Origin of the sequence: Streptomyces lanatus (assembly GCF_014655715.1) — a bacterium.
Lineage (GTDB): Bacteria > Actinomycetota > Actinomycetes > Streptomycetales > Streptomycetaceae > Streptomyces > Streptomyces lanatus.
The window spans coordinates 36,807-55,667 of record NZ_BNBM01000026.1 but is presented as its reverse complement, the minus strand read 5'-3'; the positions used below and the strand labels follow the sequence as shown (position 1 = coordinate 55,667).

Below are 18,861 nucleotides of genomic sequence, written 5' to 3'. Positions count from 1 at the left end.
TCTCTGATCTCCTTGGTGACAGATGGGCGCCCACCCCGCGCAGTCGCGTCAGTCGCGCAGCGCCTCGATCACGCTGGTGAGGTGGGCGCGGACGGCCTCCTCGGCCGCCTGCGGGTCCCTGGCCGTGATCGTCTCGATCATGGCCAGGTGCTCGTTCAGGGAGTGCTGGGGACGACCCGGCCGCAGCGCCAACTGGAAGCGATGGCGCACCAGTTGGGCGTTGAGCCGCTCCAGCAGCTCCACGGCCGTGCGCTGGCCGGAGAACTCCCGGATCCTGGCGTGCAGTTCCTGGTTCAGCTCGGAGTACGTCATCGGCTCGCCGTCGGCCACGGCCTTGGTCATGGCCGTACCCAGATCCGCCAGTACGGTCAGTTGCTCGTCGCTGGCGGCGACGGCTGCCTTGGACGCGCAGAGCCCTTCCAGCACCATGCGGCACTCGGTGATGGCGACCGCTTCCTCCACGGTCACCACCCGGACCCGCGAGCCGCGGTTGCGGATCCGTTCGACCAGGCCCTGGGCCTCCAGGTCGATCAGTGCCGCGCGGATGCTGGCCCGTGTCACACCGAACTGCTCGGCGAGTTCGTTCTCCACCAGCCGCTGTGCCGGTGCCATCTCGCCGTGCAGGATCGCCTGCCGCAGCTGCGCGAGCGCATGCTGCTTGGCCTGCTCCCCGGTGCTCGGACGGGCTTCTTTCGGCATGTGCCCTCCCTGAGTGAGTGCCTGTCGAACGTAAATCTAGCCAAACAGAATTGTCAACAATTTTGTCCGCCGTATTGGGCGCGAGTGGGACCGAGGGCGCTGTCCGTGGCGGCGGATAAGGTCGCCGCATGACGCACAGCTTCGTACTGCACATCCCCGACGCCGACCTCGAACCCGAGCCCCTCGCACCCGAACAGATCCTCTCCGGGACGCCCGAGGTGACCGGGAAGGTGGTCTGGGAGTCCGAGGACGGGCGTCAGGTGCGGGGCGTCTGGCAGATCACGCCCGGCGTGGTCACCGACACCGAGGCGGACGAGCTGTTCGTCGTGATCAGCGGCTCGGCCACCATCGAGGTCGAGGGCGGGCCGACGCTGAAGGTCGGGCCGGGCGACATGGCCGTGCTGCGCGAGGGCGACCGTACGACGTGGACGGTGCACGAGACGCTGCGTAAGGCGTACTCGATCAATCTGTGAGCGATCAGCCCACGACCGGGGGCGCCGTCGAACCCCGGATCTCCAACGTCGGTTTCGCGAGATGGAGTTCACCCGCTCCCCCGGCGCCCTCGAACCGGTCGAGCAGACAGCGGGCCGCGCGGCGGCCGACCTCGTGGCTGGCGTTGTCGACGGTGGTGAGCCAGACATGGCGCAGGCGGGCGATGCTCGTGTTGTCGTAGCCGACGACGGACAGGTCGCGCGGCACCCGTAGCCCCGACTCCTCGGCCGCCGACAGCGCGCCGATCGCGGCGATGTCGTTCACCGCGAAGACAGCCGTGGGCCGGTCGGCGCGGCTCAGCAGCCGTACCGTCGTGCGGTAGCCGCCCTCCTCGGTCATGTCGCTGGACTCCACGACCGCCTCGTCCGCGAGGCCGTGCTCCCGCATCGTCGCCTCGAAGCTGCGCCGGCGCAGTTCGCCGACGGCCCCGTATCCCGCGATGTGCGCGATCCGCCGATGGCCGAGTCCGATGAGGTGCTCGGTGACCAGGCGGGCGCCCCGCTCGTCGTCGTTGACGACGATGTCCACGCCGGGCAGTGTCGGCTCGCGCGCGCCCGCGACCACCACCGGGAGCCGTTCTGCCACCGCGCCGAGTGCGGCCGGGTCGGGCAGGGTGCCGACCACGACCAGGCCGTCGACCCGCAGGTCCAGGAAGGGTCCGGCGGGGTCCTGGCCGGTGCGGCGGTTGAGGCGGGCGTCGGCCAGGAGCATGTGCAGGCCGTTGTCGTGCAGGAGGGAGTTGAGGCCCTCCAGCATGTCCACGAACCAGGGGTTGCGCAGATCGTTGAGGAGGACGCCGACCGTGCGGGTGCGCTGCTCGCTGAGGCTGCGGGCGGCGGCGTTCGGGCGGTAGCCGAGTTCGCGTACGGCCCGTAGCACCGCTTCCCGCTTCTCGGGGCGCACCTGCTCAGAGCCGCGCAGCACGAGCGAGACCAGCGACTTGGAGACGCCGGCCCGGTCGGCCACATCACGGATCGTCGGCGGTCTCATGGACATGGACCGTTCCATGCACCTTGTCCGCTTGTCAAAGGGCGCGGGAAGGGTTGACACCGGCAGCAGGGCGCGCCCATCGTGGCCTGGACAGAAAATGGACCGGTCCAAATATGCAAGGCAGGGGCTGCAATGGTGGACACGCTCGGCGTCGCCGTCGTCGGATTCGGCTGGATGGGGCGGGTGCACACCCAGGCCTACGCCCGTGTCGCGCACCATTACCCGGCGCTTCCCCTGCGCCCACGGCCCGTGACCGTCGCCGAGGAGGTACCCGGCCGGGCCGAGGAGGCCGCCGCACAATTCGGGTTCGCCTCGACCGCCCGCGACTGGCGTGACGTCGTCGCCGACCCGCGTGTCCAGGCCGTCAGCATCACCGCCCCGAACTTCCTGCACCGGGAGATCGGCGTGGCGATGGCCGAGGCCGGCAAGCACATCTGGATCGAGAAGCCGGTCGGCCTGACCGCCGAGGACGCCCGCGCGGTGGCGGACGCGGCCGCCAAGGCGGGTGTGCAGAGCGCGGTCGGCTTCAACTACCGCAACGCGCCCGCCGTCGAGGCCGCCCGCGACCTGATCGCCTCCGGCGAGCTCGGCACTGTCACCCACGTCCGGGTCCGCCTCTTCAGCGACTACGCGGCTCACCCGCAAGGGGCTCTCACCTGGCGCTACGAGCGTGACCGCGGCGGCAGCGGAGTGCTCGGCGACCTCGCCTCGCACGGCGCCGACCTGGCCCGTTTCCTGCTCGGTGACATCGCCTCGCTGACCGCCGACACCGCGATCTTCGTACCCGAGCGCGCCCGCCCGACCGGCGCCACCGCCGGGCACACCCTCGCCACCGGTGAGCTCGGCCCGGTCGAGAACGAGGACTACGTCAACTGTCTGCTGCGCTTCGCCTCCGGCGCCCGCGGCGTCCTGGAGGCCTGCCGGGTGTCGGTCGGCGAGCAGAACAACTACGGCTTCGAGGTGCACGGCACCAAGGGCGCGGTGTTCTGGGACTTCCGCCGCATGGGCGAGCTCGGCATCAGCCGGGGCACCAGCTACCAGGACCAGCCGGTCAGCACGGTGTATGTGGGCCCGGCACATGGTGAGTACGGAGCGTTCCAGCCGGGTGCCGCGACGAGCATGGGCTACGACGATCTGAAGGTGATCGAGGCCCAGCGCTTCCTGCGCTCGATCGCCGAGGGCACTCCGCACGGGGCGACCCTCGCGGACGCCGTGCACAGCGCCACCGTCCTGGACGCCATGTCCCGATCGGCCGAGAGCGGTTCGTGGGTGGAGGTGGCGGGATGACGGTCCGGGTGGGTGTGGTCGGCGCCGGGGTGATGGGCGCGGACCATGTGCGGCTGCTCCATGGCCATGTCTCGGACGCCGAGATCGTGGCGGTGACGGACGTCGACGAGGCACGCTCCCGCGCTGTCGCGGACACTGCACCGGGAGCGCGGGTGAGCCCCGACGCGCTGGCGCTGATCGCCGACCCCGCCGTGGACGCCGTGGTCATCGCCTCGCACGACTCCACGCACGCCGAGCTGACCGTGGCCGCCGTGCGCGCCGGGAAGCCGGTGCTGTGCGAGAAGCCGCTGGCGCCGACCGTCGCCGAGTGCGTGGAGGTCGTGCGCGAGGACGACGAGGCGGGCGGCGGGCTGGTCTCGGTCGGGTTCATGCGCCGGTTCGACCCGGCGTACGTCGCGCTGAAGTCGGCGCTCGGCGAGGGCGCGAGCGGCAGGGTGCGGGTGGTGCACTGCGTGAGCCGGGGGGTGACCTCGGCGCCGGGCGCGGTCAGCGAGTTCAGCGTCACGGGGTCGTCGATCCACGAGCTCGACATCGTGCCCTGGCTGCTGGACTCCCCCGTCACCGCGGTCTCCTGGCACGCGCCGGAGGGCGAGTCGTCTCCCGGTCTGCGCGATCCGCAGATCATGCTGCTGCACACGGCCGACGGCACCCTCACCACCGTCGAGACGTTCCTCAACGCCCGCTACGGCTACGAGGTCCGCTGCGAGGTCGTCTGCGAGCGCGGCGCGCTCCAACTCGCCGACCCCGCACTGGTCGTGAGCCACACCGACCGCACCCGCTCCACCGGCTACCCGGCCGACTGGCGGCCCCGGTTCGCCGACGCCTACCGGCTGGAGCTGAAGGCGTGGATCGACGCGGTCGTCGCCGGGCGTCCCTCCCCACTGGCCTCCGCCCGTGAGGGCCTGACCGCCTCCGTGGTCGCCGAGGCGGTGATCGCGTCCATGCGGGAGGGCGGCAGGACCGTGCCGGTCTCCGTCCCGACCCTGTAGGAGCCCAGCCTTGCCCGCACCGCCCTCGCCCCGCACCCCGGATCCGATGGCCGCCCCCACCCTCAACTGGGGTGTCCTGGGCACCGGTTGGATCGCCGAGCGCTTCATCGGCTCGGCCCGCCGCCACACCCGCCAGCGCTTCGCCGCCGTCGCCTCGCGCGACACAGCACGCGCCGAGGAGTTCGCCGTACGGCACGACGTCACGCGCGCGTACGGCTCGTACGAGGAGCTGGTGGCCGACGAGTCGATCGACGTCGTCTATGTCGCCACCGAGCACACCGCCCATCTCGCCTGCGCGCGGCTGGCGTTGGAGGCCGGGAAACATGTGCTGGTCGAGAAGCCGCTCGGCCTGAACGCGGCACAGGCCACCGAGATCGCCGAACTCGCCGCCGAGCGCGGCCTGTTCTGCGCGGAGGCACTGTGGACCTTCTTCCTGCCGCGCTTCGACGTCGTACGGCAGGTGCTCGACTCCGGGATGCTCGGCGAGGTCCGCTCCGTGCTGGCGGATCTGGGCGAGTACTTCGACCCGGCCGGGGGTCACCGCATCCTGCGCGCCGATCTCGCGGGCGGCCCGCTGCTGGACCTGGGCACGTATCCGGTGTCGCTGGCGACGTGGGTGCTGGGTCCGGCGGAGATCGTCCAGGCGTCCGGCCAGGCACATCCGGCGGGGGTGAACGGCCAGGTCGGGGCGGTGCTGAGCACCGGGCGCGGTGAGCAGGCCGTCGTCCACACGACGCTGTTCAGCGACACGCCGACTACGGCGGTGATCGCGGGCACCGAGGGCACGCTCCAGCTGCCGGGGCCCTTCTACCAGCCGGGGGATGTGGTGTTCACCCCGGCGGGCGGCGGTACGGCACGGACGTACACCGAACCGCGTATCGCGCATGAGGGCCTGCACTTCGAGGCCGCCGAGGTGGCGAGACGCATCAAGGAGGGACGCCTTGAGACCCCGCTCCGCCCTCTGACGGACTCGGTCGCCACGCTGCGGGTGATGGACGCGATCAGACGCCGGTGCGGAATCGTCTTCCCGGGCGAATGACCTAACCCGGCATGTTGTACGGCGTGACCACTTGAATCGCCGAAGGCATGGTCACCCCGGCCGGGGGCAGCGCCCCATGCGCCCGCATCACCACATGGCACGCCTCCCGCATGTCCTGCCGCAGGTCATGGTGAAGCACCGCCGACAGCCGATGCTCCCGCAACAGCTTCGTGTTGTCGTGGTCAAGGTCATGCGCGATGAAGACGGCACATTCACGGCCCGCATCCACAAACGCCCGCAGCGTCGCGATATTGCCGCCCCCGATCGAGTAGACAGCCCGAATGTCCGCGTCCCTTTCCAACGCGGCCCGAACAAGGTCGTACTGCGTCGCGTCCAACCCCTGCCCCTCGGCGATCTCCACCAGCGTGCGCTCGGGATGCAGCGTCCGCATGGCACTACGGAACCCCATCTCCCGCTCCTCCTCATTGCGGAAGAACCCACTGCTGAGGCTGGTCAGCACATTGCCGGGCCGATCCCCCAGCCACTGCCCCATGAGGTACGCGGCGGTCGCCCCCGCGGCCCGGTTGTCGATGCCGACGTAGGCGAGGCGGGCGGTGGAGGGCAGGTCGGTCACGAGGGTCACCACCGGGATACCGGCTTCCGCGAGCCGGGCGACGGCGGCGGTCACCTCGGGGACATCGGGCGCCTTGAGGATCACGCCCTGCGAGCCGCGCCGGGCGATACGGTCCAGGGTCCGGCTCAGCTCCTCCACCGGCCCGGTCTCTCGGAAGTGGAAGCGTGAGCGGACGACCGCCGGGTGCAGGGACGGCATCTCGGCCTCCAGCGCGGAGCGAACCGCGGTGGTGAAACGCTCGGGCGCCTGCACCACCATGTCGATCATGAAGGTGCGGCCGAGGAGCCGGACCTGGGTGCGTTGCCGGTCCAGGTCGGCTATCGCCTGCTGGACCTCCCGCGCGGTGTTCTCGCGTACCCCTCCCCGGCCGTTGAGGACACGGTCGACGGTGGCCTCGCTCAGGCCCGCCTGGCGTGCGATCTCCCGGATCGGGAAGGGGTGGCCCATACGACGGCTCCTTGAGGGGTTTTTGATGGTCGCCTGCTGGTTGTTCGAGGGGATTGTCATGACAAGAATGGCACCGCTGAGTCGCCCCTGTCACCGCTGAGCCGCACCCGTCATCGCTGAGCCAACCCCCGTCATCGCCGAGTCGCCCCTGCCACCGAGAGGACGCCGATGCAGATGTCCTTCACCTCCGTACACCGCCGGGCCTGGCTGTCCGAGCGCGACTGCGACCTCGCGGAGTTCCGTGAGCTGGTCGAGCGGACGACCGACCTCGCCGACTACCCCTATGCCTCCGCCGTGGAGCGCGATGTCCTGGTCTACGACAGCGACCGGCTGCGCGGGGCGGGGGACGACCGTGCGGTGCGGGCCGAGCTGGCCCGTGCCCTGTCCGACGGCCCTGGCATCGTCGTCCTCAAGGGCGCCTTCCCCGACCGCGGCGTCGTCGACCGGCTCAGTGCCGTGTTCGACGCACTGATCGCCGAGCAGCGTGCCTCGGGCGCGACCGCCGGAGACCACTTCGCCAAGCCCGGCGCCAATGACCGGGTCTGGAACGCGCTGGAGAAGGCGGCCCTCCACGACCCCGAGGCGTTCGCCGACTACTACGCCAACGACATCCTGGCCCTGGTCTCGACGGCCTGGCTCGGCCCCGGCTACCAGGTGACGTCGCAGGTCAACGTGGTCAACCCGGGCGGCGCGGCGCAGAGCGTGCACCGCGACTACCACCTGGGCTTCCTCTCCGACGAGGTCGCCGCCGCCTATCCGGCCCATGTGCACCGCCTCTCCCCCGTGCTCACCCTCCAGGGCGCCGTCGCGCACTGCGACATGCCGGTGGAGTCGGGGCCGACGATGTATCTGCCGCACTCCCAGACCTATGAGCCGGGTTACCTCGCGTGGCGGCTGCCCGAGTTCCAGGAGTACTTCGAGACGCGTCACGCCCAGCTCCCGCTCGCCAAGGGAGACGCGGCCTTCTTCAACCCGGCGCTGTTCCACGCCGCCGGCACCAACCGGTCGGCGGACATCCGGCGCATGGCGAACCTGCTCCAGGTGTCCTCCGCGTTCGGGCGGGCCATGGAGACCGTGGACCGCGAGGCCATCGCCAACGGCGTCTACCCGGTGCTCGTCAAGCGGCTGGGCGAGGGCGCGGACGACGCGTGGGCGGCGCGTGTGATCGCCGCGAGCGCCGAGGGCTACCCCTTCCCCACCAACCTCGACAGCGACCCGCCGGTCGACGGGCTGGCCCCGCCGTCGCAGGCGGACGTCGTACGGCGTGCGCTGCGCGAGGCCTGGACGCCGGAGGCGTTGCGCGACGAACTGCGGGCCGGCGCCGAGCGGCGCCAGAGCTGAAAGGACCCGGAAACAGCATGGGACTTCTCGACGACAAGGTCGTCCTCGTCAACGGCGGCAGCCAGGGCGTCGGTGCCGCCATCGCGCGGGCCGCCGTCCGTGAGGGGGCGGTCGTGGCCGTCACCGGGCGGCGCTCCGAGCCCGGTGAGGCGCTGGTGGCCGAGCTGGCCGCCGCCGGGGGCAAGGCCATGTTCGTGCGGGCCGACCTGTCGGACGCCGAGCGGGCCAAAGCGTCCGTCGCCGAGGTCGTCGACGCGTACGGCCGTATCGACTGCCTCGTCAATTCGGCGGGGCTGACCTCCCGGGGCACGCTCCTCGACACCACGCCCAAGCTGTTCGACCAGCACATCGCGATCAACCTCAAGGCACCGTTCTTCGCGATGCAGGCCGCCGTCTCGGACATGGTCGCGCGCAAGGCGCCCGGCACCGTCGTCAACATCATCACGTCCTCGGCACACGGCGGGCAGTCGTTCCTCGCGCCGTACGTCGCCGCGAAGGCCGGCCTCATCGGGCTGACCCGCAACGCCGCGCACGCGCACCGCTGGGACCGGGTCCGGATCAACGGGCTGAACATCGGCTGGACGGCCACCGAGGGCGAGGACGCCACGCAGAAGGCGTTCCACGGGGCCTCGGACGACTGGCGCGAGGAGGCCGCCGCGAAGCTGCCCATGGGCAAGCTGGGCCAGCCCGACGAGATCGCCGACTTCGTCGTGTTCCTGTTGTCGGAGCGGTCCGGGGTGGTCACCGGCTCGGTGATCGACTGGGACCAGAACGTACTCGGCGGCCTCGACTGACCTTCCCCACCTCCCCGTAAAACCGCTTTCAAGGAGCAACACCCATGCGTATCGGAATCCTCGGCCTCGGCCGTATCGGCGCCTTCCACGCCGAGACCCTCTCCGGACTCGACGCGGTCGACTCCCTCGTCGTCACCGACCCGTTCGCGGACGCCGCCAAGGCCGCCGCGGAGCGGTTCGGGGCCGAGGTCGTGGACTCGCCGGAGGCCCTGCTCAACGCGGGCGTGGACGGCATCGTCGTCGCCGCCGCGACCGACGCCCACCCCGCGCTGATCCTGGCCGGCGTCGAGGCGGGCATCCCCGTCTTCTGCGAGAAGCCCGTCGCCAAGACCATGGCCGAGGGCGTCCAGGTGCTGAAGGCCGTCCAGGGCAGCGACGTGCCGATCCAGATCGGCTACAACCGGCGCTTCGACACCGGGTTCGTCAACGCCCGTGCCGCGGTGCAGAGCGGTGAGCTGGGCAAGCTGCACACGGTCCGCTCGACCACGCTGGACCCGGCGCCGCCGCCCGCCGCGTACATCGCCGCCTCCGGTGGCATCTTCCGGGACTGTTCGGTGCACGACTTCGACATCATCCGCTGGGTGACCGGGCGTGAGGTGACCGAGGTGTACGCGGTCGGCGGCAACAAGGGCGCCGACTACATCAAGGAGGCGGGCGACGCCGACACCACCGGCGCGATCCTCACCCTGGACGACGGCACGATCGCCGTGGTGTCCAACTCCCGCCACAACGCCCGGGGTTACGACGTCCGGATGGAGATCCACGGGTTCGAGGACTCCATCGCCGTCGGCCTGGAGGACAAGCTGCCGCTGCGCTCGGTCGAGCCCGGCGTGACCTTCCCTGCGGGCACCCCGCACGACTTCTTCATGGACCGCTTCACCGCCGCCTACCGCGCCGAACTCACCGCGTTCACCGAGGTCGTGGCCGGCACCCGGCCCTCCCCGTGCACGATCGAGGACGCGCTGGAGGCGGGCTGGATCGCCGACGCGTGCACACTGTCGCTGCACGAGCACCGTCCCGTCACGATCGAGGAGGTACGGCAGGGATGAACGACTCGGGCCGGGAACCGCTGCGCATCGGCGTGCTGGGCGCGGCACGCATCACCGAACTCTCCCTCGTCGGACCGGCCCGGACGACCGGTCACCGCCTCGTGGCGGTGGCCGCGCGCGACCGGTCCCGCGCCGAGGCGTTCGCCGACGAGCACGACGTCGAACGGGTGGTGGACTCCTACGCCGGCCTGCTCGCCGACCCCGAGGTCGAGGTCGTCTACAACCCGCTCGCCAACGGTCTGCACGGGCCGTGGAACCTCGCCGCGCTCGCGGCCGGCAAGCACGTCCTGACGGAGAAGCCGTCGGCGAGCAACGCCGAGGAGGCCGCCGAGGTGTTGCAGGCGGCCACCAAGTCGGGCTCCGTCTTCATGGAGGCGTTCCACTACCTCTTCCACCCGGTCACCCGGCGCCTGCACGCGATCCTGGAGAGCGGTGAACTGGGCGAGCTGCAGCGGGTGGAGACGCTGGTGGCGATCCCGGCGCCCGGTGACACCGATCCGCGCTGGTCGCTGCCGCTCGCGGGCGGCGCCGTGATGGACCTCGGCTGCTACAGCCTGCACGCGGTGCGGATGCTCGCGCCCTGGGCGGGCGGCGCGCCACGGCTGGTGTCGGCGCGGGGCGGGGAGCGGTCGGGCGCGCCCGGTGTCGACGAGTGGCTGGACGCCGAGCTTGCCTACCCGGGCGGGGCGACCGCTTCGGCGCGCTGCCACATGGCGTACGACACGCTGGAGATGAGCTGCCGCATCGTCGGCTCGCGCGGGGAGGCGTTCGCGCCGAACTTCGTGCTGCCGCACCAGGACGACCGGGTCGTGGTGCGTACGGCGGACGGTGAGCGCACGGAGCGGCTCGGCACCCGCTCGTCGTACACCTACCAGCTGGAGGCGTTCGCCGCGCACATCCGCCGGGACGCGCCGCTGCCGCTGGACGCGGGGGACGCGCTGGCGACGATGACGCTGATCGACGAGGCCTACCGGGCGGCGGGGCTCGCGCCGCGACCGCGTACGTCGCTCGCAGTCTGAGGCCGGGCACGAAGGAGGGCCGGGGAGAGTCTCCCCGGCCCTCCTTCTCGTTGTCGGAGGTACGGCGCGGTCCGTTCGTCAGAGATACAGCGCGGGCCGCTCGACCAGCTCCACCTCGACCCGGCCGCCCTCTTCCAACGCCTTGACGCCCGCCTCGCACACCGCGGCCACGGCGTAGCCGTCCCAGGTGCTCGGGCCGGTGACCTCGCCGCGCCGGGTGGCGTCCACCCAGGCCTGGACCTCACGGTCGTAGGCGTCGGCGAAGCGCTCGATGTAGTCCTGGGTGATGATGCCGCCCCAACGCCCTGCCGCGTTGGTGACCATGGCGTGGCCGTCGCCGACGCGTGCGGTGCCGCGTTCGCAGACGACCTCGGCCTGGACCTGGTAGCCGAAGCCGCAGTTGACGTAGATCTCGACGTCGACGATGGCGCCGCCGTCCGTCTCGAAGATCACGAACTGCGGGTCGCGGATGCCGTCCGGGGCGTTCCCCGACGGGGTCGGGGCGAGCACGGTGACGGCCGTGATCTCGTGGCCGAGTAGCCAGCGGGTCACGTCCATCTCGTGCGTGACGGAGTCGTTGATGAGCATCTCGGAGGTCCAGCCGGGTGGGCTGGCCACGTTGCGATGCCGGTTGTGCAGCATCAGCGGGCGGCCCAACTGCCCTGTCTCCAGCAGGGACTTGAGCTTCATGTACTCGGCGTCGTAGCGCCGCATGAAGCCCACCTGGACCCGGCGCCTGCCGAGCTTCCGTTCGGCCTCCACGACCCGTAGCGCGGACTCCGCGTCCGGGGTGAGCGGCTTCTCGCACAGCACCGGCAGGTCGTGCTCGAAGGCGGTGAGGAGGGCCGCCTCGTGGGCGGGGCCCGGTGAGGCGATGATCACCGCGTCGACGTCGGCCGACGCCATCGCGGCAGCCGGGTCGGTGTGCGCGGTGCAGCCGTCGACACGGGCCGCGACCGACTTGGCGCGCTCCGCGTCGACGTCCACGACGGCGGTCACCCGTGCCCCGCTGGTGACCTCCTGGATGCGGCGCACATGGTCCGCGCCCATCTTTCCGGTACCGATGACTGCGACTCCGAGTGTGGCGCGCTCAGTCATGGCTGTCCTTTCGGGTCGTCAGGCGCCGCAGGACCTCAGGAACTTGCGGGTACGGACCGCGATGGGCATGGGCTTGTCCGGCTCGCAGGGGTACATGTCCTGCTCGACGATGGCGAACAGGTCCACGTTCAGCTTCTGCGCGGCCTCCAGGACCGGGCCCAACGCCGGTACGCCGGCCGGGGGTTCGCACATCACGCCGCGCTGGACGGCGGGGCCGAACGGGATCTCGTTCTTGACCACGTCCGCGAGGATCTCCGGGTCCACCTGCTTGAGATGCAGATAGCCGATGCGCTCGCCGTAGGTCTCGATCAGCTTGACGCTGTCGCCGCCGCAGTAGGCGTAGTGACCGGTGTCCAGGCAGAGGTTGACCAGGTCGGAGTCGGTCGAGTCCAGGAAGCGCTCGACATGGGCCTCGGTGTCGATGTGCGTGTCGGCGTGCGGGTGCACGACGATGTCGAGGCCGAACGTCTCCTTCACCTCGTGCCCGAGCCGCTCCATGCCCTTGGTGAGGTGGGCCCACTGCTCGGCGGTGAGCTCCGGCGGCTCCAGGATCTCGGCGGTCTTGTCGTCCCGCCAGAAGGACGGGATGACGACGAGGTGCTCGGCACCCATGGCCTGGGTGAGCGCGGCGACCTCGCTGACGTGCTGCCAGGTCGACTCCCAGACGGAGGGGCCGCGGTGCAGGCCGGTGAAGATCGTGCCGGCCGAGACCTTGAGGTTGCGCTTGTTGATCTCGTCGGTCAGACGCGCCGGGTCGGTCGGGAGATAGCCGTACGGGCCCAGCTCGATCCAGTCGTAGCCGGCCTCGGCGACCTCGTCGAGAAAGCGTTCCCAGGGCACCTGTACGGGGTCGTCGGGGAACCAGACGCCCCAGGAGTCGGGGGCCGAGCCGACCCGGATGCGGTCCAGCGCAGGTGCCATGTCAGGACTTCCCTTCCGAGGAGGCCACGGTCGCGGTGAGGTCGGACTCCTCGGGGAGTTCTTCGACGTCGACGCCGCGTACCTGGGCCAGCTCGTGCTTGAGTGCGGCGAGTTCGGTGCCGCCGGCCATGTGGTTGGTGAGCTCTTCGAGGCTGACCTCGTCGCGGGAGGCGTTGAGCTCCATGGTGCCCAGGCGCAGGACGCTGAAGTGGTCGCCGACCATGTAGGCGTGGTGGGGGTTGTGGGTGATGAAGATGACGCCCAGGCCGCGGTCGCGGGCGGCGGCGATGTACTTCAGCACCACACCCGACTGCTTGACGCCGAGCGCGGCGGTCGGCTCGTCCAGGATCAGGACACGGGCGCCGAAGTACACGGCGCGGGCGATCGCCACACACTGGCGCTGGCCACCCGACAGCGTCCCGATGGGCTGCTCCAGGTCGTCCAGGACGATGCCCATCTCACGCAATTCGTGATCGGCGGTCTTCTTCATCTTCTCGATGTCGAGACGGCGTACGGGCCAGGGGCCCTTGGTCATCTCCGAGCCGAGGAAGAAGTTCCGCCACACCGGCATCAGGGGCACGACGGCCAGGTCCTGGTAGACCGTGGCGATGCCCTTGTCCAACGCCTCACGCGGGGTGGAGAAGCGGACCGGCCGGCCGTCGACGAGGAACTCGCCCTCGGTGTGCTGGTGCAGCCCGGAGATGATCTTGATGAGGGTGGACTTGCCCGCGCCGTTGTCGCCCAGGACGCAGGTGACCTGGTTGGGGAACACCTTCAGGTCCACGCCGTGCAGGGCGCGGATGTTGCCGTACGCCTTGCCCGCGTTGCGCAGCTCGACGATCGGGGTGTCCTTCTCGGGGGCCTTGTCCTCCAGGACGGCGCCGTGGGTGCCGGTTTCTTTGCTGGTCATTCGGGTCACCTCCGGGTCGCCGTGCGCTGGACCCACAGATTGATGATGACGGCGCCGAGGAGCATGACGCCGAGGAACGCCTTGAACCAGTCCGGGTTCCAGCCGGCGTAGACGATGCCCTGCTGGACCAAGCCGAACATGAACGCGCCGAAGACCGGGCCGATGGCCGAGCCGGCGCCACCGGTCAGCAGACAGCCGCCGATGACGGCCGCGGCGATGTAGATCAGCTCGATGCCGACGCCCTCACCGGACTGCACCGTGTTGAACGAGAACAGCTGGTGCATACCGACGAACCAGGCGCCGAAGCCGACCAGCATGAACAGCGAGATCTTCGTGAAGGTCACCGGGACACCGACGGCGCGGGCGCTGGCCTTGTTGCCGCCGACGGCGAAGATCCAGTTGCCGTACTTGGTGCGCAGCAGGACCCAGGTCGCGATGGCCGCGAAGACGAGCCACCACACCACCGTGATCTTCACGTTGACGCCGCCGACCTCGAAGGATGAGGCGAAGAGAGCCTTGGCCTGGTCGAAGCCGTCCATGTCGCTGATGTCGTCCGTGGCGACGTTGCCGGTGACCAGCTTGGTCACCGCGAGGTTCACGCCCTGGAGGATCAGGAAGGTGCCGAGGGTGACCAGGAAGCTGGGGAGGCCGGTCTTGACCAGCATCCAGCCGTTGAACAGACCGATCGCCAGCGACACGATCAGCGCGACGATCACACCGACCCAGACGTTCATGGTCAGTTGGTAGCTGAGCATGCTCGCGGTCAGCGCCGAGGTGATCACGGCGACACCGGCCGACAGGTCGAACTCGCCGCCGATCATCAGCAGGGCCACGGGCAGCGCCATGATCCCGATCGTCGACGACTGGTACAGGATGTTGGCCATCGAGCTGCCGTCACGCACGGGTGGCGCCGTGATGAGGAAGAAGACCAGCACCGCGACGGCGCCGAGGAAGACGCCCACCTCGGGACGGGCGAGGAGCCGCAGTGCCAGGGGGCGCTGCCGGGTCCGCCCGTCGGTTTCCTTGCCAGGGCCGGGGGCCGGCGGTGTGGTCACCGCCGGCTCAGCCTGTTGGGTCATGTTCGTCACCGAGTGCCCTTCGCGGCGAACGCGTCGATCTTCTCGACGTTCGTCTTGTCGACGAAGGCCGGACCGGTCAGCACCGGTGCCTCGCCGCCGCCCATGTAGTTGCCGTTGTTCTTGTAGAGCCACAGGGAGTCGATCGCCAGGTAGCCCTGGAGGTAGGGCTGCTGGTCGACGGCGAACTCGATGTCGCCCTTGCTGATCGCTCCGGTCAGTTGCTTGTTCAGGTCGAAGGTGGCGACCTTCGCCTTGCTGCCCGCCTCGTCCACGGACTGAGCGGCCGTCAGCGCGTACGGGGCGCCGAGGGCGACGACGTAGTCGGTGTCGCTGTCCGTCTTGAGCTTGGCGGTGATCGTGGACTTCACGGACGGCATGTCCGTGCCGTTGACGTTGAGGATCTCGGTCGTGCCCTCGAACGTCTTCTTCACTCCGTCACAGCGCTGGGTGAGACCGATGTTGCCCTGCTCCTGGATGACGCAGACGGCCTTCTTGGCGCCGGACTCGTTCAGGCGCTTGCCGAGCGCCTCGCCGGCCACCGTCTCGTCCTGGCCGAAGAACTCCATCAGGCCGAGCTTCTGCCATTCGCTGACGCCGGAGTTGAGGCCGACGACCGGGATGTTCTGCTTCGTGGCCTTGCTGACGACGTCCTTCATCGCGTCCGGCTTGGCAAGGGTGATCGCGATGCCGTCGACCTTCTGGTCGATCGCGTTCTGCACCAGGTTGGCCTGGTTGCCCGCGTTCGGGTCGGCGGAGTAGATCAGCTTGATGTTGTCCTTGGCGGCGGCCGCTTCGGCGCCCTTGCGGACGATGTCCCAGAAGGTGTCACCGGGCGCCTGGTGCGTCACCAGCGCGACGGTCATCCGGGGGGTGTTGGCCTTGCCGGCAGAGGCGTTCGCCCCACCCTCCTCGGCCTCCTTGCCACCGGAGCTGCTGGAGCAGCCTGCGAGAGTCAGCGCTGCCGCTGCTGCTACGGCCACCATGGGGGCCAACTTGCGGGAACGGGGGTAAGAGCGGTCCATCTTTCCAGCACCTCACTGTGCGACGGGGTGTGCGACGGGGGAAAGGGTGTGATCACTGGGATCCATGACCCGGGCCCTTGAACTGCCCGTGTCGTGTGCCGTGGAACACGGCTGCCTCGCTGGGACGGGATCCAATCCCTAGATGCGTCCGCTGTCAATACTTTGTTAAGACATCATTTCACACTCAGGTCCGAATGTAAGTACAAAGTATTGACAGCATCGGCCTCCACGTCCTACACCTGGGAGGCGGCAGGCCCCTGGGGAGCCGCACCCCCTGTCCAGCTCTAGGAGCGTCAAGCATGGCCGAGTCAGCCGAGTCCTTCGACTTGATCACGATGGGAAGAATAGGAGTCGACCTCTACCCCTTGCAGTCCGGCCTCCCTCTGGAGCGGGTGGAGACGTTCGGCAAGTTCCTCGGAGGCTCCGCCGCGAACGTCGCGGTGGCCGCCGCCCGGCTCGGCCGCAGCACCGCCGTGATCACGCGCACCGGCGACGACCCCTTCGGCGCCTACCTGCACGAAGCCCTGAAGGACTTCGGCGTCGACGACCGCTGGGTGACGCCCGTGGCGGCGTATCCGACGCCGGTGACGTTCTGCGAGATCTTCCCGCCGGACGACTTCCCGCTGTACTTCTACCGGCAGCCTAAGGCCCCTGACCTGGAGATACATTCCGACGAGCTCGACTACTGGGCGGTGCGCGCGGCCCGGGTCTTCTGGATCACCGGCACCGGTCTGAGCGAGGAGCCGAGCCGCTCCGCCACGCTCGCCGCCCTCAAGGCGCGCGACAAGGCCGGCACCACGGTCTTCGACCTCGACTGGCGCCCCATGTTCTGGCGCGACCCCGACCAGGCCCGCCCGTACTACGCCGAGGCGCTGCGGCACGCCACGGTCGCCGTCGGCAATCTCGACGAGTGCGAGGTCGCCACCGGCGTCCGTGAGCCCCGGGCATGCGCCGAGGCACTGCTGGCGGCCGGTGTGGAGCTGGCGGTCGTCAAGCAGGGCCCCAAGGGCGTCCTGGCGGTGCACCGGGACGGCACGGAGGCCGAGGTGCCGCCGGTGCCGGTCGAGGTCGCCAATGGGCTCGGCGCGGGCGATGCCTTCGGCGGCTCGCTGGTCCACGGCCTGCTGTCCGGCTGGGAGCTGGAGAAGATCATGCGCCACGCCAACGCCGCCGGCGCGCTCGTCGCCTCCCGCCTCGCCTGCTCCTCCGCGATGCCCACCGAGTCCGAGGTCGAGGCCCTCCTCGCACCGGCGTCGTGACGGCCGCCCACGCTTTCCCTGAACGGAGCTTTCCTTGAGCATCAGCATCCCCGACCTCACCGCGGTCAGAGCCCGGCACCCCGAGGCGATCGCGGAGGCCGCCGCCTCCCGGGTGCGCCGCCCGCTGATCGGCGACAGCGGCCGCCTGATGATCGTGGCCGCCGACCACCCGGCCCGCGGCGCGCTCGGCGTCGGCGACCGGCGTCTGGCCATGGCGAACCGGGCCGATCTGCTGGAACGTCTCTGCACGGCGCTGTCGCGGCCCGGCGTCGACGGAGTGCTGGCCACGGCGGACATCCTGGAGGACCTGCTGCTGCTCGGCGTCCTCGACGACAAGGTCGTCATGGGCTCCATGAACCGCGGGGGCCTGGCGGGCGCGTCCTTCGAGATGGACGACCGCTTCACCGGCCATCGCGCCGAGGACATCGCCCGGCTCCGCTTCGACGCGGGCAAGCTGCTGGTCCGTATCGACTACGACGACCCGGGCTCGCTGACCACCCTGGAGACCACGGCCCGTGCCATCGACGACATGGCGGCGCTGCGGCTGCCGCTGTTCGTCGAGCCGTTCCTCTCCCGGCGGATCGACGGCCAGGTGCGCAACGACCTGTCCGCCGAGGCCGTCACCAAGTCGATCGCCATCGCGTCCGGACTCGGCGGCACCTCGGCCTACACCTGGCTGAAACTGCCCGTCACCGATGACCCCGACGACATGGTGGAAGTTCTTGAGACGTCCACGCTCCCGGTCGTCCTGCTGGGCGGCGAAGTAGGGGGCGACCAGGAGGGTGCGTACGAGCGCTGGCGCAAGGCGCTCAGGCTCCCCACCGTCCAGGGCATGGTCGTCGGCCGCTCGCTGCTCTACCCGGCCGAGGGCAGCGTGGAGACGGCGGTGGACACGGCCGTCGGCCTGTTGTGACCCGGACTGTGACGCGGAGGAACGACTGTGACTCTTAAGGACGCGATGACGTATCACCTTCCCGCGGGAAAGGCGCTCGGCGGCCCGTACGTCGTGGACGTCACGCCCGAGAAGGCCGGCTGGGGCTACTCCAGCCTGAAGGTCCTGGAGTTGCCGCCCGGCGGCTCGCACACCTTCGAGACCGGTGACAGCGAGTGGATCGTGCTGCCGCTGAACGGCGGCTGCACGGTCGAGGCGACGGATGATTTCGGCCATGACACCTTCCAGCTGACGGGCCGGGAGGGCGTGTTCAGCGGGGTCAGCGACTTCGCCTATGTGCCGAGGGACGCCCGTGCGACCGTGACGTCCACCGGCGGCGGCCGGTTCGCGCTGACCGGCGCGCGCTGCTCGCGGCGGCTGCCCGCCCGCTACGGACCGGCGTCGTCGGTGCCGGTGGAGCTGCGCGGCACGGGCAACAGCAGCCGTCAGGTCAACAACTTCGGCGCGGCCGGGGTCTTCGAGTGCGACAAGCTCATCGCGGTCGAGGTCATCACGCCGGGCGGCAACTGGTCCTCCTTCCCGCCGCACAAGCACGACGAGCACCGGCCCGGCGAGGAGTCGGTCCTTGAGGAGATCTACTACTTCGAGTTCGCCGACCACGAGGGCATCCCCGGCCTCGGTTACCAGCGGGTCTCCCCCTCCGGACAGGGCCGTAACACCGACGTCCTGGCGGAGGTGCGCGGCGGCGATGTCGTGTTGATCCCGGACGGCTGGCACGGGCCCTCGATGGCGGTGCCCGGCCACCACATGTACTACCTCAACGTCATGGCGGGTCCCGAGGCCGAGCGCGCCTGGCTGATCTGCGACCACCCCGACCACGCCTGGATCCGCGGCACCTGGCCGGACCAGCCCGTCGACCCCCGACTGCCCCTCTACACCGCTCCGTCCCAGTGAGGTCCC

The 18,861-nt window shown here is 70.2% G+C and carries 19 protein-coding genes; 11 read left to right on the top strand and 8 right to left on the bottom strand.

Going from position 1 to position 18,861, the window contains the following annotated elements:
* Positions 1–48: 48 nt before the first annotated feature.
* Positions 49–699 (bottom strand): GntR family transcriptional regulator, encoded by a 651-nt coding sequence (locus IE325_RS42770; RefSeq protein ID WP_190075615.1) that lies wholly within the window; start codon positions 697–699, stop codon positions 49–51.
* A gap of 128 nt (positions 700–827) precedes the next feature.
* Here IE325_RS42770 and IE325_RS42765 point away from each other — a divergent pair, with 128 nt between their 5' ends.
* Positions 828–1,172 carry a cupin domain-containing protein gene (locus IE325_RS42765; RefSeq protein ID WP_190075614.1) on the top strand — a complete coding sequence of 115 codons (345 nt, stop codon included), beginning with the start codon at positions 828–830 and terminating at the stop codon, positions 1,170–1,172.
* Positions 1,173–1,176: 4 nt separating this feature from the next.
* Here IE325_RS42765 and IE325_RS42760 read toward each other — a convergent pair whose 3' ends face one another.
* Positions 1,177–2,181: a LacI family DNA-binding transcriptional regulator gene (locus IE325_RS42760; protein ID WP_190075675.1), complete on the bottom strand. Its 1,005-nt coding sequence runs from the start codon at positions 2,179–2,181 to the stop codon at positions 1,177–1,179.
* 132 nt (positions 2,182–2,313) lie between these two features.
* On the opposite strand from IE325_RS42760, the gene IE325_RS42755 reads away from it, so the two are divergent.
* The 3 genes from IE325_RS42755 to IE325_RS42745 are packed head-to-tail and all read left to right on the top strand — an operon-like array spanning position 2,314 to position 5,496.
* Positions 2,314–3,468 (top strand): Gfo/Idh/MocA family protein, encoded by a 1,155-nt coding sequence (locus IE325_RS42755; protein ID WP_190075613.1) that lies wholly within the window; start codon positions 2,314–2,316, stop codon positions 3,466–3,468.
* Positions 3,465–4,457 (top strand): Gfo/Idh/MocA family oxidoreductase, encoded by a 993-nt coding sequence (locus IE325_RS42750; protein ID WP_190075612.1) that lies wholly within the window; start codon positions 3,465–3,467, stop codon positions 4,455–4,457. The genes IE325_RS42755 and IE325_RS42750 overlap by 4 nt, the downstream gene beginning before the upstream one ends.
* Positions 4,458–4,467: 10 nt before the next feature.
* Entirely contained in the window at positions 4,468–5,496 is a 1,029-nt protein-coding gene (locus IE325_RS42745; protein WP_229912461.1) for a Gfo/Idh/MocA family protein, read from the top strand.
* A 1-nt stretch (position 5,497) separates the two neighbouring features.
* Here IE325_RS42745 and IE325_RS42740 read toward each other — a convergent pair whose 3' ends face one another.
* The gene (locus tag IE325_RS42740; RefSeq protein WP_190075611.1) at positions 5,498–6,517 is read right to left on the bottom strand and encodes a LacI family DNA-binding transcriptional regulator; all 1,020 of its coding nucleotides are present in this window, start codon (positions 6,515–6,517) and stop codon (positions 5,498–5,500) included.
* Positions 6,518–6,691: 174 nt separating this feature from the next.
* Here IE325_RS42740 and IE325_RS42735 point away from each other — a divergent pair, with 174 nt between their 5' ends.
* Genes IE325_RS42735 through IE325_RS42720 form a run of 4 tightly spaced genes read left to right on the top strand, consistent with a single transcriptional unit; the run spans position 6,692 to position 10,720 of the window.
* The gene (locus tag IE325_RS42735) at positions 6,692–7,858 is read left to right on the top strand and encodes a phytanoyl-CoA dioxygenase family protein (protein ID WP_190075610.1); all 1,167 of its coding nucleotides are present in this window, start codon (positions 6,692–6,694) and stop codon (positions 7,856–7,858) included.
* A 17-nt stretch (positions 7,859–7,875) separates the two neighbouring features.
* Positions 7,876–8,652, top strand: a complete 777-nt coding sequence (locus tag IE325_RS42730; protein ID WP_190075609.1) for an SDR family oxidoreductase — start codon at positions 7,876–7,878, stop codon at positions 8,650–8,652.
* A 44-nt stretch (positions 8,653–8,696) separates the two neighbouring features.
* Positions 8,697–9,701, top strand: coding sequence for a Gfo/Idh/MocA family protein (locus IE325_RS42725; RefSeq protein WP_190075608.1), 1,005 nt, complete (start codon positions 8,697–8,699; stop codon positions 9,699–9,701).
* Entirely contained in the window at positions 9,698–10,720 is a 1,023-nt protein-coding gene (locus IE325_RS42720) for a Gfo/Idh/MocA family protein (protein ID WP_190075607.1), read from the top strand. Before IE325_RS42725 ends, IE325_RS42720 begins: the two co-directional genes overlap by 4 nt.
* A 78-nt stretch (positions 10,721–10,798) precedes the next feature.
* Here the strand turns inward: IE325_RS42720 and IE325_RS42715 are convergent, their stop codons facing one another.
* The 5 genes from IE325_RS42715 to IE325_RS42695 are packed head-to-tail and all read right to left on the bottom strand — an operon-like array spanning position 10,799 to position 15,750.
* Positions 10,799–11,818, bottom strand: a complete 1,020-nt coding sequence (locus IE325_RS42715; protein WP_190075606.1) for a Gfo/Idh/MocA family protein — start codon at positions 11,816–11,818, stop codon at positions 10,799–10,801.
* Between the two features lie 18 nt (positions 11,819–11,836).
* The gene (locus tag IE325_RS42710; protein WP_190075605.1) at positions 11,837–12,739 is read right to left on the bottom strand and encodes a sugar phosphate isomerase/epimerase family protein; all 903 of its coding nucleotides are present in this window, start codon (positions 12,737–12,739) and stop codon (positions 11,837–11,839) included.
* 1 nt (position 12,740) lies between these two features.
* On the bottom strand, positions 12,741–13,649 hold the full coding sequence (locus IE325_RS42705) for an ATP-binding cassette domain-containing protein (protein WP_190075604.1): 909 nt from the start codon (positions 13,647–13,649) through the stop codon (positions 12,741–12,743).
* A 5-nt stretch (positions 13,650–13,654) separates the two neighbouring features.
* The gene (locus IE325_RS42700) at positions 13,655–14,728 is read right to left on the bottom strand and encodes an ABC transporter permease (protein ID WP_190075603.1); all 1,074 of its coding nucleotides are present in this window, start codon (positions 14,726–14,728) and stop codon (positions 13,655–13,657) included.
* A gap of 5 nt (positions 14,729–14,733) precedes the next feature.
* Complete coding sequence (locus tag IE325_RS42695; RefSeq protein WP_190075602.1) at positions 14,734–15,750, bottom strand: sugar ABC transporter substrate-binding protein; 1,017 nt, start codon at positions 15,748–15,750, stop codon at positions 14,734–14,736.
* Between the two features lie 299 nt (positions 15,751–16,049).
* On the opposite strand from IE325_RS42695, the gene iolC reads away from it, so the two are divergent.
* The 3 genes from iolC to iolB are packed head-to-tail and all read left to right on the top strand — an operon-like array spanning position 16,050 to position 18,855.
* Positions 16,050–17,009 carry a 5-dehydro-2-deoxygluconokinase gene (gene iolC / locus IE325_RS42690; protein WP_190075601.1) on the top strand — a complete coding sequence of 320 codons (960 nt, stop codon included), beginning with the start codon at positions 16,050–16,052 and terminating at the stop codon, positions 17,007–17,009.
* A 34-nt stretch (positions 17,010–17,043) separates the two neighbouring features.
* On the top strand, positions 17,044–17,922 hold the full coding sequence (locus tag IE325_RS42685; protein ID WP_190075600.1) for a Cgl0159 family (beta/alpha)8-fold protein: 879 nt from the start codon (positions 17,044–17,046) through the stop codon (positions 17,920–17,922).
* A 45-nt stretch (positions 17,923–17,967) separates the two neighbouring features.
* Positions 17,968–18,855: a 5-deoxy-glucuronate isomerase gene (gene iolB / locus IE325_RS42680; RefSeq protein ID WP_190075673.1), complete on the top strand. Its 888-nt coding sequence runs from the start codon at positions 17,968–17,970 to the stop codon at positions 18,853–18,855.
* Positions 18,856–18,861 lie beyond the last annotated feature (6 nt).